We start from the raw sequence: 15,500 nt of genomic DNA, 5'->3' as shown, positions 1-15,500 counted from the left end.
GTGGTAAAAAATTACGTTCCTGTTGATCCCCGTTCGGCGCAGGCAGGCCGCGGATCGGCGGTCACTCGTTCTCGGACTCGACGGTCGCTTCCGGCGTCAACGAGGTGTCGTGGACGAACCGCACGCCCGTCTCGTCGGTCGTCAGGAGCGTCGCGCTCGTCCCGTTCTCGGGGATGGCGAACACCGTCCAGACCTCGCGGGTCTCCTCCGGGGCGAACAGACCGGCGCTCGGGAATCCGGTCACGCCGTCCAGCGGCTGGTGGGCGTACCGGTCGCCGGCGACGTCGACGGCCAGAGCGGACTGGCCGAACTGCGTCGGCTCTGCCTCCCTGTTAGTGACGTTCATCCGCACCAGGAGGAACTGCTGTTCGTCCGGCGCGTCGTACGTCGTCCCGTTGACCGTCAACGATCCGGTCGTCTTCGCGTTCCAGCGGACGTCGACCGTCGCGTTCGCGCCGGCCGTCGAGACTGCGGAAACGTCCGTGCCGCCGTTACCACCCAGTGCGAGCGGACTGCCGAGACCGACGGCCGGTCCCATCGTCGCACCGAGGACGAACGCGACGACGAGGACCAGCGGGATCACCACGGCGGGGACCGACCGGGCGGAAAGGCCGCCGAGACGCGATCGGAGCGCGCCGAGACGGCTCGAACCCGAGTCGGTGGGCCCGTCGTCGGAGGAGCTATCCGTGGTATCGGTCCCGCCGGCCGCGTCGGACACTCCGTCGTCACCGCCGTCACCGCGGTCGAACCGCTCGCGGATCGAACCCAGCGCCGCCCCGACGGCCGCGACGCGCTCGACGAGCGCGGCCGGCACGGGAACGCCGAGTTCTTCCAGTCGTTCGACGACCGCGTCGATGCCGCTCGTCTCGGTATAGGCCCCCAGAACGTCCTCGAAACCGCCCTCCTCGACCGTGTTCGCGAGCGCCGAGCGGTTCAGCAAGTGGACGCTCCGCTGGCCGGCGATCCGTCTGGCCCCCTCCGCGAACGCGCCCTGCGTCGCGACGACGGCGACGTCGACGCCGCGCTTCCGACAGAAGCCGACGAACTGCTTCAGGTGCCGTTCGGTCACCGTCGCCGTCGCCGTCGGGAAGACGTAGATGATCCCGCGCTTGCCGTCGCCGCGCTTGCCGATCACGAAATGTGTCTCGTCGGCCCGTTCGCGGACCGACGTCTCCCAACCGCGGGCCTCCCACAGGTCGGCGAGGAACGAGACGAACTCGTCGGGCTCCAGTTCCGGAATCACGGGTGATCACTCCGTTCGCACTCCGGGATCCGGGAAGCGATCGTCTCGTCTGCGACGTATTCGGCGCCGATGCCGGAGGCTAGCGTCGCGTCCCCGGCGGGATGGAAGGCGGCTGTTTCGCGAGCGGTGACAGTGGCGGGGTGAGACATCGGCGAGACGGTTTTCCCTCTCAGCTACCCCCCGATCGGCATAAAACACTGCGGTCAAACCATCAGAACTGATAACCGAACGGTCGGTAGGAGACTGGGAGTCGGGCGGGCCGAGAGTCGGGGAGACACGCAGGATCGGACGCGCCGACGGTCAGAGTAGTCCGGGCAGTACGGCGCTCGCGAGCAACCCGACGGTCCCGAGGACGCCGAGGAACACGAACAGCGCGTTCTCCGCCGCCGGGCTCTCGGGCTCGATCGGTTCGCGGAATCGCGGATCCAGGTCCTCGACCGCGACCGCGGCGTCGGCTCCGTCGGCGTCGCTGTCGCGATTGTCACCGGGGGCGCTCTCCTGTTGGGAGGTCTCACCGGTCTCGGCCCGGGAGACGTCGTGGTCCCTCTCGACCTCGGCCCGCGGCGCGCTGCCGTTTCGGGCGGCGTCAGTCTCAGACGCCGTTCGCCGTCGGTCGTCGTGCGAATCAGTCATCGTCGGTCGTACGTCCCGCGCCCGAAAAGACCTGCCGCCTGGAACCCGACCTACGGGCTCGCTCCGCGTCGATCACCGTATCGGATGAGGTTGCCCTCGAAGACGACGCCCCGCTCGGCGTGGAGGGTCAGGGTCGTCCCGTCCGCCAGCGACCGCGGAAGGGGCGCGCCGGAGATCATCGGGATGCCGAGTTCGCGCGCCACGAGCGCCGGATAGCCCGTCATCCCGGGACGGGCGTCGATGATGCCGGCGATCTTCGAGGTATCGCCCTCGAACTCGCCCTCGAAGTGCGCGGGCAGCGAGAGGATCGCCCCGTCGGGGACCGCCGAGAGGTCGCCGTCGTCGACGACGGCCAGCGGACCGGCGACGCGGCCGCCGACGACCTTCCGCCCGGTGGCGACGGTCTCGGCGGCGACGTGGAGTTTGAGCATATTCGTCGTGTTCGTGTCCTCCAGTTCGGTCATCATTCCCGAGAGGACGACCAGCGTGTCGCCCGAACGCGCGACGTCGGCGTCGAGCGCGGCGTCGACGGCGTCCTCCATCATCTCGTCGATGCCGTCGCGGTACGACGAGTACTTCGGGACGACGCCCCACGAGAGCGCGAGTTGCCGGCGGACGCGGTCGTTCGGGGTCGTCGCGACGACGGGAACGCCGGGGCGGAACTTCGCCGTCTTCCGCGCGGTGTAGCCGGACTCGGAGGCGGCGACGATCGCGCTCGCGCCGACGTCGCGCGCGAGGTACCGCGCCGAGCGGGCGAGCGCCTCGGTCCGGGAGTCGCCGTCGGCGGTCGGGATGCGCTGCTCTCGCCCCTCGGCGTACTCGTCGCTGGATTCGACCTGCCGGACGATGCGGTCCATCGTGTCGACGACGCGGACCGGATCGTCGCCGATGGCGGTCTCTCCGGAGAGCATCACCGCGTCGGTACCGTCCAGCACCGCGTTGGCGACGTCGGAGGCCTCCGCGCGGGTCGGTCGCCGCGCGTGAATCATCGAATCGAGCATCTCCGTCGCCGTGATGACCGGCGTGCCCGTGGCGTGGCACTTGCGGATGATCCGTTTCTGGATGATCGGGACGTCCTCCAGGGGCATTTCCACGCCCAGGTCCCCGCGAGCGACCATCACGCCGTAGGCGGCGTCGATGATCTCGTCGAGGTTCTCCACCGCGCCGGCGCGCTCGATCTTCGCGACGACCGGGATGTCCACCCCGAGTTCGTCGAGCGCGTCGCTGATCGTGTAGACGTCCTCGGCGTCGCGGACGAAGGAGGCGGCGACGAAGTCGGCCTCGGTCTCGGCCGCGACTTCGAGTTCCGTCCGGTCGCGCTCGGTGATGAGGTCGATGTCGAGGTCGACCCCCGGGAGGTTGACGCCCTTCCGCCCGCCCAGTTTCCCGCCGGAGTCGATCCGGGCGACGAGTCCGTCGTCGTCGACGCGGAGCACCGTGGCCTCGATCCGCCCGTCGTCGAGGAGGATCGTATCCCCCGCCCGGGCGGCGGTGATCGAGTACGAGAGTCCGACCGTCTCGGGGGTCGCCTCCTCGCCCTCCGCGAACCGGACTTCGCTTCCGGTCTCGAGGAAGATCGGCTCCTCCAGCGGCGCGGTCCTGACCTCCGGCCCCTGGAGATCGACCATCGCGGCCAGCGGTTCCTCGGTCACGTCGTCGACCGCGCGGATGCGGTCGATCACCTCCCGGCGGTGGTCCGGCGTCCCGTGGCTCGCGTTGAGCCGGGCGACGCTCATCCCGGCGTCGACGAGGGCCCGAATCGTGGACTCGTCGTCGGACGCCGGGCCGAGCGTGCAGACGATCTTCGCTCTTCTCATAGCAATGCCTACTCGGGACCGAGTTAAAAAGGCCGACGATAGGTGCGGCGGGGGCCGAGATGCAGGTCTCTGATCCGGCGAGGACCGATCGACGGACAGGTCCTACGGTTATCGGATCTTCGTACCCGGTTCGGCGTCGCCGTGCGTCGTGAGCAGGTCGGCCTGCTCGCCCGCCGCGAGCAGCATCCCGTTGGACTCGACGCCGAACAGTTCGGCCTTCTCCAAGTTGGCGACGACGACGATCTTCGTGCCGGGCAGCGAATCGACGTCGTGGAGCTGTTTGATGCCCGCGACGATCTGTCGCTCCTCGACGCCGATGTCGACGGTCAGCTTCGCGAGTTTGTCCGCGCCCTCGACCCCCTCGGCGGCGACGATCTCGCCCACGCGGATGTCGAGTTCCTGGAAGTCGTCGAAGCTGATGCGCTCGTCGGCGATCGGTTCCAAGTCGGCGGCTGGCTCGTCGCCTGCGAGTTCGTCGGCGTCGCCCGCGTCGACTTCGTCAGCGTCGGCGTCGCCTTCGTCAGCGTCGGCGTCGCCTTCGTCGCTCCCGCTCGCCGCGGCGACCCGCGCTTCGAGCTTCTCGTTCAGCTCCTCGACGCGCTCCTCGGGGATCTTCTCGAACAGCTCGGTCGGTTCGCCGAACTCCCCTACGGGATCGTCGAGCGCGGCATCGACGCCCAGGGAGTGGACGTCGCCGGCCTCGCCGAGGTCGTCCCAGAGGTTCTCGGCCGCCTCGGGCGTGACCGGCTCGAAGAGCACGGCGACGGCCTTCGCGATCTGGACGCAGTCGCGGATGACCTGCGCCTTCTCGGGATCGTCGTCGTCGAGCTTCCAGGGCTCGTTGCGCTGGATGTACTCGTTGCCGAACTGGGCGAGTCGGACGCCGGCCTCGCCGATGTCTCGGACGGAGTAGTCGTTGACGCCCGTCCGGAACTCCTCGATAGCGGTCTCGATCCGTTCGCGGACGTCGTCGGAGAGGTCCACGTCGGGCGATCCGCCGAACTCGCGGGCGGCGAAGAGCAGCGAGCGGTAGACGAAGTTGCCGACCGTCCCGACGAGTTCGTTGTTCACCCGCTCGCGGAAGCGCCCCCACGAGAAGTCGACGTCCTGCTGGAACCCGCCGTTGGTCGCGAGGTAGTAGCGGAGCAGATCGGGGCGGAAGCCCTCCTCGAGGTACTCGTCGGCCCAGACGGCCCGGTCCCGGGAGGTCGAGAAGCCCTTGCCCTCGAGCGTGATGAACCCAGAGGCCATCACCGCGCGGGGCTCGACGTAGCCCGCGCCGCGGAGCATCGCCGGCCAGAACACGGTGTGGTGCTGGATGATGTCGCGGCCGATGATGTGGACGATCTCGCCGCCGTCGACCGCCTGACCGGCGTCGTTCGTATCGGTCCCCCGCCAGGCTTCCTCCCAGTCGAAGACGTCGGAGCCGACGCGTTCGGTGTACTGCTTCGTCGAGGAGATGTACTCGATCGGCGCGTCGACCCAGACGTAGAGGACCAGATCGTCGTCGCTGGGGTAGTCGACGCCCCAGTCCATATCGCGGGTGATACACCAGTCCTGGAGTTCGCCCTCGATCCACTCGCGGGGCTGGTTCTGGGCGTTCGAGGTGCCCTCGAGGCGGTCGATGAACTCGCCGAGGTACTCCTGGAGGTCGGAGACGGCGAAGAACTTGTGCTCTCTGTTTCGATATTCGGCTGGGTTACCCGTGATCGTCGAGACGGGATCTTCGATCTCGCCGGGTTCGAGGTGGCGGCCGCAGCCCTCGTCGCACTCGTCGCCGCGGGCGTGCTCGCCGCAGTAGGGGCAGGCGCCCTCGACGAACCTGTCGGGGAGCCACTGGTCGGCGTCGGGGTCGTAGGCGATGGGGATCTCCTTCTCGTAGACGTAGCCCTCCGCCTCGAGCGTGCTGACGATTTCCTGTGTCGTCTCGACGTTCGTCGCGTCGTGGGTGTGCCCGTAGTTGTCGAACTCGACGTCGAACTTCGGGAACGTCGCCTCGTAGGTCTCGTGGTGACGGAGCGCGAACTCCTCGGGCGTGACGCCCTCCTCGGCCGCGTTGACCGCGACCGGCGTCCCGTGCATGTCCGACCCCGAGACGAACGCGGTCTGCTGGCCGAGTCGCTTCAGCGCGCGGCTGTAGATGTCGCCGCCGACGTACGTCCGGAGGTGGCCGATGTGCAGGTCGCCGTTGGCGTACGGCAGCCCGCAGGTCACCACCGCCGGCTTCTCGGTGGGAAAGTCCTCGTGGCTCATAGGGACCACTCTCTGCGGCGGCACCAAAATCCCGCTGATTCGGAGCGGCCGGTCGGGGCGGGGAGCCGCTATCTCGTCCCGTCGAGGTCCGCCAGGAATTCGCGGAGCATCTCCCGGGTCACGTGCGGCATCACGACGATCCGAACGAGGCCGGATTCGGTGCGTGAGAGCCGCCACCCGCGGTCTCTCAGGGCATCGAAGGCCCTCGCGGAGAGGTCGACCACGACGATCGGGAGTTCGACGTCGGCGACGTCGAAGCCGCGCTCCCGGAGTTCGCCCGCGAACCAGCCCGCGAGTCCGTCGGCGCGCTCGTACTCGCGTCGGTAGCCGTCGGGCCACAGCGCCTCCATCGCGGCGGCGGCGCCGGCGACGCCCGCGCCGCTTCGGGTTCCCGTCAGCGAGGCCTGCGACGCGGACTCCAGGTAGGGAGTATCGACCGCCAGCGCGTCCATCCCCGCGCGCTCGCGGAAGAGCAGGCCGCCGGCGGGGATGACCGCCCGCCCGCACTTGTGGGGGTCGATCGTCATCGAGTCGATCGGGGCGTGCCCGAAGTGCCACTCGTGGTCGGTGAAGGGGAGGAGGAAGCCGCCCCACGCGGCGTCGACGTGGCAGTACGCGCCGGTTTCGTGGGCGATTTCGGCGAGTTCGGGAATCGGATCGACCCGGCCGTATTCGGTGCTGCCCGCGACGCCGACGACCAGGACCGTCCCCTCGTCGACGGCGGCCGCGACGGCGTCGACGTCCGCGCGGTGGTCGGCGTCGGTCGGGACCGTCCGCAGCTCGACGCCGAGGACCTCGGCGGCCTTCGTGAAGGAAAAGTGAACGCTCTCGGGCGCGACGACGTTGGGTTCGGCGGCGTCACCGCGGTTCCGCGCGGACCGGACCGCCTGGATGTTCGCTTCGGTCCCGCCGCTCGTGACGTAGCCGTGCGGCGGTCCGTCGCGGGCGGTGGCCCGCACCTCGGCCTCGTTCGGGCGATCCGATCCGAGGCCGGCCAACTCTCCGAGCATCGTCACCGTCCGGGTTTCGAGTTCCCCGACCTCGGCGTACGTCGCCGGATCGCCCGGATTCGTCGCGAGAAACCGCTCGGCGGCCTCGCGCGCCGCGGGATGCGGCTCCGTGCACATCGAAGAGAGGACGCGGTCGAACGTCTGCGGGGCCGCCCGCTGCATAGCGTTCGGTACTTCCCGGTAGCGCTTAGGCATTCTGTTCTGTCGGAGGCGTCTCTCGGCCGCAACGATCGGGGAATCGACAGCCCGTCCGTGGCTGGAATCGACAGCCCGTCCGTGGCTGGAATGGACGGCCCGTCGACGGTCCGGGGATCAGCCGACCGAGTCAGTCAGCGGGCCCAACCGGTCTGGCCGGTCAGCGGACCCAACCGGTCCGGTCAGCGGACCGAGTCCAGGAGGAGCCGCTGCTCGATGCGCTTGGCCTCGTGCTGGACGTCGCGGACGGCGTCGATGTTCGCCGACACCGACGAGATACCCTTCTCGACGAGGAACTGTACCATCCGCGGCTTCGAGGCGGCCTGCCCGCAGATGCTGGTCTTGACCCCGAGTTCTCGGCAGGTCTCGATGGTGTCGCCCATCAGCTTCAGCACCGACGGGTGGAGTTCGTCGAAGCGGTCGGCGACGCGCCCGTTGTTCCGATCGACCGCGAGCGTGTACTGCGTGAGGTCGTTCGTCCCGAAGGAGACGAAGTCGATGCCGGCCTCGGCCATCGACTCGACGCCGAGCGCGGCAGCGGGCGTCTCGATCATCACGCCCCACTCCCGCTTTTCTGGATCGACGCCTGCCTGTTCCATCAGATTTCGGGCGCGCACGACGTCCCCGGCGTCGTTGACGAGCGGGAACATTATCTCGACGTTGTCGTAGCCCATCTCGTAGATGCGCCGGAACGCCTCCAGTTCGTGCTCGAACAGCCCCGGGTTGTCGAGCGAGCGGCGGATGCCGCGGTAGCCGAGCATCGGGTTGTGCTCGCGGGGTTCGTCGCCGCCGCCCTCGAGTTGCCGGAACTCGTCGGTGGGGGCGTCGAGCGTCCGGACGCGGACCGGCCGGGGGTAGAACTCCTCGGCCGCCGTGCGAATGCCGTCGACGAGCTCGTCGACGTAGGCGCGCTCGCCGTTGTCCGCGATGTACTTCGTGGGCGTCTTTCCGAGCGAGAGGACCATGTGTTCGATCCGGAGGAGACCGACTCCGTCGGCACCCGTCGCCGCCGCGCGCTCGGCCGCTTCCGGGATCGAGACGTTGACCTTCACCTCCGTCGCCGTCATCGGCTTGACGGGCGTCTTCGGACGGGCCTCCTCGATCGGTTCGTGCTGCTCTTCTTCCGGTTCTACGCCCGCGCGGACGGTCCCCTTGTCGCCGTCGATGGTGATCGGCTGGCCGTCTTCGAGCTGCCGGGTGGCCGATCCGGTGCCGACGACCGCCGGGACGCCGAGTTCGCGGGAGACGATCGCGGCGTGGGAGGTCATTCCGCCCTCGTCGGTGACGATTCCGGAGGCGCGCTTCATCGCCGGGACCATGTCGGGCATCGTCATCTCGGTCACGATGATGTCGCCGTCGCCGACCTGATCGAGGTGGTCGAGTTTCGTGACGATCCGGGCCTCGCCGGAGGCGATCCCGGGGCTGGATCCGAGACCGCGGAAGAGGACGTCACCGTCGCCCTCGGCCGCGGATTCGTCGTTAGCGCCGTTGTCAGCGGCCTCCGCGGCCGCGCCCTCCTCGTCGTCGGCGATCGTCGTGATCGGCCGCGACTGGAGCATGTACACCTCGCCGCCGTGGATCGCCCACTCGACGTCCTGGGGGGTTCCGTAGTGATCCTCGACGCGCTCGCCCATCTCGACCAGTTCCTCGATCTCCTCCTCGGAGAGTACCCGCTTGCTCCGCTTGTCGTCGGGGACCTCGCGCTCGACGGTCTCGCCGGTCTCCTCGTCTTTGAGCATCATCACCTTCTTGTCGGCGACGGTGACCGTCTCGACCTCGGCGGTCTCTCGGTCGATGACGTAGTTGTCCGGTGAGACCGATCCGGAGACGACCGCCTCGCCCAGCCCCCAGGCGGCCTCGATGATGATCTGCGGTTCGCCCGTCGACGGATGCGAGGTGAACAGGACGCCCGACTTCTCGGCGTCGACCATCTCCTGGACGACGACCGCGATGTCGACTTCCTCGTGAGGGAACCCCTGCCGGTTCCGGTAGTAGATCGCGCGCTGGGAGAACAGCGAGGCCCAGCACTCCTTGACCCGATCGACCAGCGCGTCCTCCCGGACGTTCAGGAACGTCTCCTGCTGGCCCGCGAAGGAGGCGTCCGGGAGGTCTTCGGCGGTCGCCGACGAGCGGACGGCGACGAAGCGCTCGCCGTCGCCGAGGTCCCGGTACGCCGAGACGATTCCGTCTCTGACGTCGTCGGGGACCGGCGTCTCCATAATGAGTTCGTGCGCGCGCTCGTGAGCCTCGCGGAGCGCCTCCGTGTCCTCGTGGTCAACGTCGACGGCCGCGAACAGTTCCTCGTCGATGCCCGCGTTCTCGATGAACTCGCGGTAGGTCGCGGCGGTCACGACGAATCCCGACGGCACAGGCAGTCCTGCCGCGGTTAGTTCGCCCAGTGAAGCCGCCTTCCCGCCGACGTGATCGACGTCGGCGGACCGCACGTCGTCCAGCCAAGCTACAGCCATTAGCGTGTGTAATTCCGCAGATATCCCTAAAGTACTTTCCGAAGAATGCAACGGTGAATAAAACGTACTCGAAACCGAGTATATAATCAGGACAGTCCGCGGCGAGAACTTCTTTAGTGCCGATGCCCTTCGTTCGACCGTGCTTCCGGAGTGGATCGCGTCGCTGCCACCGTGGCTCGTGTTGGGTCTCTTGGGCGGTGGCCTCGCCTCCGTCTTCGTCGCCGGGGTGTTCCTGATCGGCGGTCGTATGTTCCCCGACGAGCCCACACCGAGGGGTCACCGCGTCGACGGTTCGGCGCGACGCCGCACCGAGATCCGCAAGTACCTTCGCACTATCTCGGAGCCGTTCACGGAGGATCACGCGATCGACGGGGAGACGGTCGAGTTCTACCTCCCGCAACGGGACGTCGCGCTCACCTTCGACGCGCAGGCGTACTTCCGCCTCGAACGGGCGGGGACGTACACCGTCCTGTGCGAACACGAGATGCCGGTGCACGCGCTCGGACGGCGGCTCCCCTTCGACGTTCCGAAGTTCGACTTCGGATCGCGGAGACGAGCGAGCGACGACCCCGTGGGGGAGGCGTTCGATCATCTGGGCCTCGCCCGGACGGCGAGTCCCGAGGACGTCAGAGACGCCTACCGCGACCGCGTGAAGTCGGTCCACCCCGATCACGGCGGCTCGCAGGCGGAGTTCAAGCGCCTGCAGGAGGCGTACGCGACCGCCCGAGAGCACGCCGCGGAGTAGGCGAGTCGGACGCGAGCCGCCCCGAGCGTTTTTATCTGATCACGAGATCACACCGCCCGTGAGTTGAAACTTGTCACGGCGCGTCTCGCAGGTGTGTGGCACGACCGCGCCGTGGACCCGAGAGGCGGTTCAGCCGTCTCGATCGCCGTGCCACCTGTTCGCCAATTCGGAGTTCACTAGTGGAGGCGTCGCCGCCGCCGCTCGCTATCTCCCGATTGCCGCCAGCCACCTCGCGACCGACTGCCACCGCCGTCACCGATTTGCGCCTGCCGGTCGTACCCCCTGTCGTGGACGACGTCGTCTATCTCCCGCGGGCCGTCTTCATCCCGGCAGCGGACGCGCTCGTCGTCGCGGACCTCCATATCGGACGGAGCGAGGCGTCCGACGTCGAGTACCCGATCGGTGAGCGACGCGACCTCCTCGAACGGCTTCGGGGACTCCTCACTACGGTCGATCCGGAGACGGCCGTCTTCGCCGGCGACGTCCTCCACCAATTTGGGACGGTCTCAGAGCGCAGCCGGGAGACCGTCGAACGGCTCGTCTCGGCCTGCCGCGACGCCGGCAGCAGTCCCGTCTTCGTCCGCGGGAATCACGACGCGGCGCTGGATTCGGTCCGCGACGACGTCCGAGACGCGTACGTCGCCAGCGACGACCCGCGAACCGTGGTCTGTCACGGCCACGAAGAGCCGTCGATCGACGCCGAGCGGTACGTGATCGGCCACGATCACCCGGCGATCGAGATCGAGGGGCAGCGACGGCCCTGTTTCCTCGACATCCCCGACGCCTACGGCGATGCCGACGTCCTGATGCTCCCCGCGTTCTCGCGGCTCGCCGCCGGCGTCGAGATCAGCGACGCGCGCCCAGACGATCTGCTGTCGCCGCTCGTCGACGACCTCGACCGCGCTCGACCGGTCGTCTACGACGAGGACGGAGCGGAGGCGCTCGCGTTCCCGCCGCTGGGGTCGTTTCGACGGATGCTCTGATCGGGCGGGCGAAAGGCAGGGACGGTACCGGGATCAGTGGCAATGCCGGGATCAGCGGTCGCGCTCGACGGCCCGCGCGGCCTCGCGCCCGCTCCGCATCGCGCCCTGGATCGACGACCACGCGGTGTAGTCGCCCGCGAGGTACGTCGACCCACCCGGTGCGCGGACGTCCGGCAACGACTCGTGGACCCCCGGCGGCTGATCGAACTGCGCGAACTCGATCCGGTGGGTCCGGACCGATTCGAGCGCCGAGAAGTCGCGTTCGGGATACCACGACTCCAGGGTGAGTCGCGTCTCCTCCGCGAGTGCGGACGCGTCGCGGTCGAGAGCGGTCTCGCCCAGGAACGTCGCGTTGAACAGCGCCGTCCCGTCCGGGGCGTACTCGGGGGCGACCTCCGACATCGGCACGACCGTGTTCGGCGACGGGTCCGCGGCGTTGAGTAGGATCTTCCGGCCCGTCTTCGGCGCGTCTTCGGCCGGTAGTCGGTAGTACTGCGTCACGCACCCGCGGGCCTCCAGCGGGACCGATTCGACGTCCGTGAGCCGATGCGCTTCCTTCGGATCGCACGCGACGACGACCGCGTCGGCGTCCAGGGTCTCCGCGTCCGTTTCGACGGTGACGTCGTCGCCGTCATCGTGGACCGACCGGACCCGTTCGGAGCAGCGGATCGACGCGCCCGCACGCTCCGCGCGCTCGGCCAGCTGGTCGGGGATCGCGCGCATTCCGGCCGCGGGTACCGCGATCTGCCCGTCGGAGAGCGCCTTGAACGTGTACTCGAAGACGCGTTTGGAGGTCGACAGCGACCGGTCGAGCGTGATCCCGCCGTAGAAGGGGGCGACGAAGTGCTCGACGTAGTCCTCGGAGAAGCCCCACTCGCGGAGGTACGACCGGATCGATCGGTCCGTCGTACGAAAGATCTCCGACTCCGTCCGCGTGCCGACGTGCTGGCGGAGCAGCAGCGTCCGGAGTTTGTCGCTCAACGTCACCTCGGCGTTCCGAACGGACGCCGGGACGGCGCGGAGGTCACGAAGCGGGTCCGAGAGCACCGACCGCGATCCGGGGCGGGCGATGACCGCTCCGGGGCGGAAGTACCGGAGGTCGAGCGCGTCCAGGTCGAGTTCCCGGCGAACGGCCGGGTACGCGGTGAAAAGGACCTGAAAGCCGCGATCGAGCGTGAACCCGTCTCGCGTCTCGGTCCGGACTCGGCCGCCCACGGTCGAACGTCGCTCTACCACGGTCACGTCCGCGCCCGAAGCCGCGAGTCGCCGGGCGGCGACGAGTCCGGCCAGTCCCGCGCCGACGACCGCGACGGATTCTCCGTCCATAGTCGGCTTTCGCTCGGTGGACACAAAGAGACTGCGAGTGTTCCCGAACGTACCGACGTCCCTCGACGGCGAGTGAATAGGGATTTGTCCGTCGGATCGTAACTCCGGGTATGCAAACGACAGCGGCGTTCCGCGGACTCGTCTGCACCGAGACCGACGAGCGCTACGACGCGACGGCGACCGGACCGAGTGACGCCGGCGCGAGACTCGAAGCCGCCTACGAGTACGACGCCGTCGACTGGACGGACGGCGCGCTCGCCGACGCGCCGGCGTCGATGTGGCGCTACGCGGACCTACTCCCGTTCGAGGAACCGACCACGGCCGAAGAGGGCGGGACGCCGCTCGTTTCGGCCCCGTCGCTCGCCGGAGAAGCGGGACTCGATGCGCTCTCGATCAAGGACGAGAGCCGGAACCCGACGGGAACGGTGCTGGACCGAGGGCTCGCCCCGGCGGTGACCGCCGCCCGCGAGGCCGACGCGGGACTCGTCGCGCTCGCGGCGGCCGGCAACGCCGGACAGTCCGCCGCCTCGTACGCGGGGATAGCCGATCTGCGCTCGTACGCCTTCGTCCCCTCGCGGTCGCCGTTCTCGAACAAGGCGATGATCAACGTCCACGGCGGGGAGATGCGCGTCGTGGGCGGGCGCTACCCGGACGCCGAGGCGGCGCTGCACGAGCAGTTGCAGTCGGAGTGGCACACGCTTCAAGAGTTCGACAACCCGTACCGCCACGACGGGATCAAGACGGTCGCCTTCGAGATCGCCGAAGCCACAGGGTGGGTCCGGCCGGACGCCGTGATCGTTCCGGCGGGCACCGGCGAGGTCGTCGCCGGCGTCGCGAAGGGGTTCCGCGAACTCCGTTCGATCGAGCTCCTCGATTCGCTCCCGCGAATCTTCGCCGCGCAGCCGTCGGGGTGTGCGCCCCTCGTGACTGCGTACCAACAGGACAACGACTCGGTAGAGCCCTGGGGGTCGCCGGACACGATCGTCGGGGAGTTAGAGATCACCGACCCGAAGGGCGGAGCCGCCGCGCTCGAAGCGATCGAGGAGACGAACGGCGGCGTCGTCGCCGTCGACGACGAAGAGAGCCTGGAAAGTGCCGTCCTCGCCGCCCAGCGCGTGGGACTGGAGGTCGGTGCGGCCGGCGGCGTCGCGCTCGCGGCCGTCGATCGGCTCGCAGAGGACGGGGTCCTGAGTTCCGAGGACCGCGCCGTCGTACTCAACACGGAATCGGGCACGAAGACGGCCGATGTGCTCCGGAGTCACTTGATGGGCAAGGGAGTATAGCGCGACCAGCGAGGATCAAATCGGACCGGTCATCGAGTTTCGCAGCCCTCTCGACGGGTTTTTCCACCGTCAGATTATTGTTTTAGACTAGTCTAAACCGTCGTATGTTGAGCGACGTGATGGAGGACTACCTAAAGGTCATCTACGAGATTCAGGCGCGGTCGGGGCCGCCGGTCTCCACATCCGCGGTCGCCGAGGCCCTCGACAAGACGCCGGCGACGGTGACGAGTATGCTCGGGACGCTCGAGGAGCGCGGGCTCGTGACGCGCGAGAAGTACAAGGGGGTGGAACTCACTCCGGAGGGCGAAACCGTCGCGCTGGAAGTGCTCCGCCACCACCGGCTGCTGGAGGCGTATCTCGCCGAGCAGTTGGACTACTCCTGGAGCGAGGTGCACGACGAGGCCGACGCGCTGGAACACCACATCAGCGAGGAGTTCGAGCGGCGCGTCGCGGCCGCGCTCGGTGACCCCGCGGTCGACCCGCACGGCGACCCGATTCCCTCCGCCGACCTCGCACCGCTCGATGAGGACGAGACGACGCCGCTGTCGACCCACGATGTCGGGGACCGCGTCGTCGTCTCCCGCGTCAGCGACCGCGACCGCGAGGAGCTGGAGTACCTGGCCGACGCCGGCATCACGCCGGGCACGACCCTCGAAGTCGTCGACGTCGCTCCCTTCGGGATGGTCACCGTCCGGACCGGTGAGGGGGCCGAACAGAGCCTTCCGGACACCGTCGCCGACGCGATCCGCGTCCGGCCGGTCGACGAGCGAACCGGTCCGGACGATCGGGCCGAGGTGACCGACGCGTGAGCACGTACCTCGAAATCCTGATCGTCGCCTTCGTCGCCCAGTTGGCCGTCCTCCCCGGAGAGAAGGTCCAGTTCATCATCGCCGGGCTCTCGACGCGGTACGACCCGAAGGTGGTCGTCGCGGCGGCGGGGTCCGCCTTCGCCGGGTGGACGGCCGTCGAGATCCTCTTCGGCCGGGCGCTGCAGGCGGCGCTGCCGCCCGTCGTTCTCGACGCGGTGACGGCGGCGCTCTTTCTGGCGTTCGCCGTGCTCCTGTACCGCTCGGCCCCCTCGGCGGGGACGGAGACGACCGCGGCCGCGTCGACCGAGACCGACGGCGGCTTCGCGGACCTCGCCGCGCTGGACCTCCCGGAGCCGCTGGAGCGCTACTCGGGGTCGTTCGGCGGCTTTCTCCCCATCTTCGTGATGATGGTCACCGGCGAGTTCGGCGACAAGACGCAGTTGATCACGATCGGCCTGGCCGTCCAGTACGGCGCGACGTCGGCGATCTGGTTCGGCGAGATGCTCGCGATCATCCCGATCAGCCTCGCGAACGCGTACTTCTTCCACACGTTCGCCCACCGGGTGGATATGCGGAAGGCGCACTTCGCCGCGGCGGCGCTCTTCGCGTTTTTCGGGGCGGATACGGTGCTTTCTATCTTCACCGGGTTCTCGCTCTGGGAGGCGTTCATCGAGGCGGTCAGCGCCGCCGCGGCCGGACTTGTCTGAGCACCGCGGCGACGCGTTGGTCCAGTCG

At 68.7% G+C, this 15,500-nt stretch carries 12 protein-coding genes; 5 read left to right on the top strand and 7 right to left on the bottom strand.

Going from position 1 to position 15,500, the window contains the following annotated elements; all coding sequences use genetic code 11:
* Nucleotides 1-61: 61 nt before the first annotated feature.
* The 6 genes from NO876_RS10870 to ppsA all read right to left on the bottom strand — a co-directional run bounded on the left by NO876_RS10870 (nt 62) and on the right by ppsA (nt 9,619).
* On the bottom strand, nt 62-1,243 hold the full coding sequence (locus NO876_RS10870; RefSeq protein ID WP_256421691.1) for a restriction endonuclease: 1,182 nt from the start codon (nt 1,241-1,243) through the stop codon (nt 62-64).
* Between the two features lie 300 nt (nt 1,244-1,543).
* Entirely contained in the window at nt 1,544-1,876 is a 333-nt protein-coding gene (locus tag NO876_RS10865; protein WP_256421690.1) for a DUF7312 domain-containing protein, read from the bottom strand.
* A 50-nt stretch (nt 1,877-1,926) separates the two neighbouring features.
* Complete coding sequence (pyk, locus tag NO876_RS10860) at nt 1,927-3,693, bottom strand: pyruvate kinase (protein ID WP_256421689.1); 1,767 nt, start codon at nt 3,691-3,693, stop codon at nt 1,927-1,929.
* Between the two features lie 108 nt (nt 3,694-3,801).
* Nucleotides 3,802-5,946, bottom strand: a complete 2,145-nt coding sequence (metG, locus tag NO876_RS10855) for a methionine--tRNA ligase (protein WP_256421688.1) — start codon at nt 5,944-5,946, stop codon at nt 3,802-3,804.
* A 68-nt stretch (nt 5,947-6,014) separates the two neighbouring features.
* A complete protein-coding gene (gene mfnA / locus NO876_RS10850; RefSeq protein WP_256421687.1) occupies nt 6,015-7,118 on the bottom strand; it encodes a tyrosine decarboxylase MfnA in 1,104 nt (367 codons plus the stop codon).
* 215 nt (nt 7,119-7,333) lie between these two features.
* Complete coding sequence (gene ppsA, locus NO876_RS10845) at nt 7,334-9,619, bottom strand: phosphoenolpyruvate synthase (protein ID WP_256421686.1); 2,286 nt, start codon at nt 9,617-9,619, stop codon at nt 7,334-7,336.
* A 139-nt stretch (nt 9,620-9,758) separates the two neighbouring features.
* Here ppsA and NO876_RS10840 point away from each other — a divergent pair, with 139 nt between their 5' ends.
* Nucleotides 9,759-10,364, top strand: a complete 606-nt coding sequence (locus NO876_RS10840) for a J domain-containing protein (RefSeq protein WP_256421685.1) — start codon at nt 9,759-9,761, stop codon at nt 10,362-10,364.
* 287 nt (nt 10,365-10,651) lie between these two features.
* On the top strand, nt 10,652-11,347 hold the full coding sequence (locus tag NO876_RS10835; protein WP_256421684.1) for a metallophosphoesterase: 696 nt from the start codon (nt 10,652-10,654) through the stop codon (nt 11,345-11,347).
* A 51-nt stretch (nt 11,348-11,398) separates the two neighbouring features.
* Here NO876_RS10835 and NO876_RS10830 read toward each other — a convergent pair whose 3' ends face one another.
* Entirely contained in the window at nt 11,399-12,673 is a 1,275-nt protein-coding gene (locus tag NO876_RS10830) for an NAD(P)/FAD-dependent oxidoreductase (protein WP_256421683.1), read from the bottom strand.
* A gap of 110 nt (nt 12,674-12,783) precedes the next feature.
* Between NO876_RS10830 and NO876_RS10825 the strand changes: the two genes are divergently transcribed.
* From NO876_RS10825 to NO876_RS10815, 3 genes are all read left to right on the top strand, one after another.
* Nucleotides 12,784-13,956 carry a pyridoxal-phosphate dependent enzyme gene (locus tag NO876_RS10825; RefSeq protein ID WP_256421682.1) on the top strand — a complete coding sequence of 391 codons (1,173 nt, stop codon included), beginning with the start codon at nt 12,784-12,786 and terminating at the stop codon, nt 13,954-13,956.
* Nucleotides 13,957-14,060: 104 nt separating this feature from the next.
* Entirely contained in the window at nt 14,061-14,765 is a 705-nt protein-coding gene (locus tag NO876_RS10820) for a metal-dependent transcriptional regulator (RefSeq protein ID WP_256421681.1), read from the top strand.
* Entirely contained in the window at nt 14,762-15,472 is a 711-nt protein-coding gene (locus NO876_RS10815) for a TMEM165/GDT1 family protein (RefSeq protein ID WP_256421680.1), read from the top strand. The genes NO876_RS10820 and NO876_RS10815 overlap by 4 nt, the downstream gene beginning before the upstream one ends.
* The last annotated feature ends 28 nt before the right edge of the window (nt 15,473-15,500 follow it).

This window comes from Halobellus rarus, from assembly GCF_024494595.1.
GTDB classification, from domain to species: domain Archaea; phylum Halobacteriota; class Halobacteria; order Halobacteriales; family Haloferacaceae; genus Haloquadratum; species Haloquadratum rarum.
This window is presented reverse-complemented; position numbering and strand designations above follow the sequence as displayed.

Bases quoted from the DNA above. Each gene is read 5' to 3' on its own strand.
- NO876_RS10825 (WP_256421682.1), top strand. From the start codon at position 12,784: ATGCAAACGACAGCGGCGTTCCGCGGACTCGTCTGCACCGAGACCGAC.
- ppsA (WP_256421686.1), bottom strand. From the start codon at position 9,619: ATGGCTGTAGCTTGGCTGGACGACGTGCGGTCCGCCGACGTCGATCAC.
- pyk (WP_256421689.1), bottom strand. From the start codon at position 3,693: ATGAGAAGAGCGAAGATCGTCTGCACGCTCGGCCCGGCGTCCGACGAC.
- NO876_RS10830 (WP_256421683.1), bottom strand. From the start codon at position 12,673: ATGGACGGAGAATCCGTCGCGGTCGTCGGCGCGGGACTGGCCGGACTC.
- mfnA (WP_256421687.1), bottom strand. From the start codon at position 7,118: ATGCAGCGGGCGGCCCCGCAGACGTTCGACCGCGTCCTCTCTTCGATG.
- NO876_RS10820 (WP_256421681.1), top strand. From the start codon at position 14,061: ATGTTGAGCGACGTGATGGAGGACTACCTAAAGGTCATCTACGAGATT.
- NO876_RS10865 (WP_256421690.1), bottom strand. From the start codon at position 1,876: ATGACTGATTCGCACGACGACCGACGGCGAACGGCGTCTGAGACTGAC.
- metG (WP_256421688.1), bottom strand. From the start codon at position 5,946: ATGAGCCACGAGGACTTTCCCACCGAGAAGCCGGCGGTGGTGACCTGC.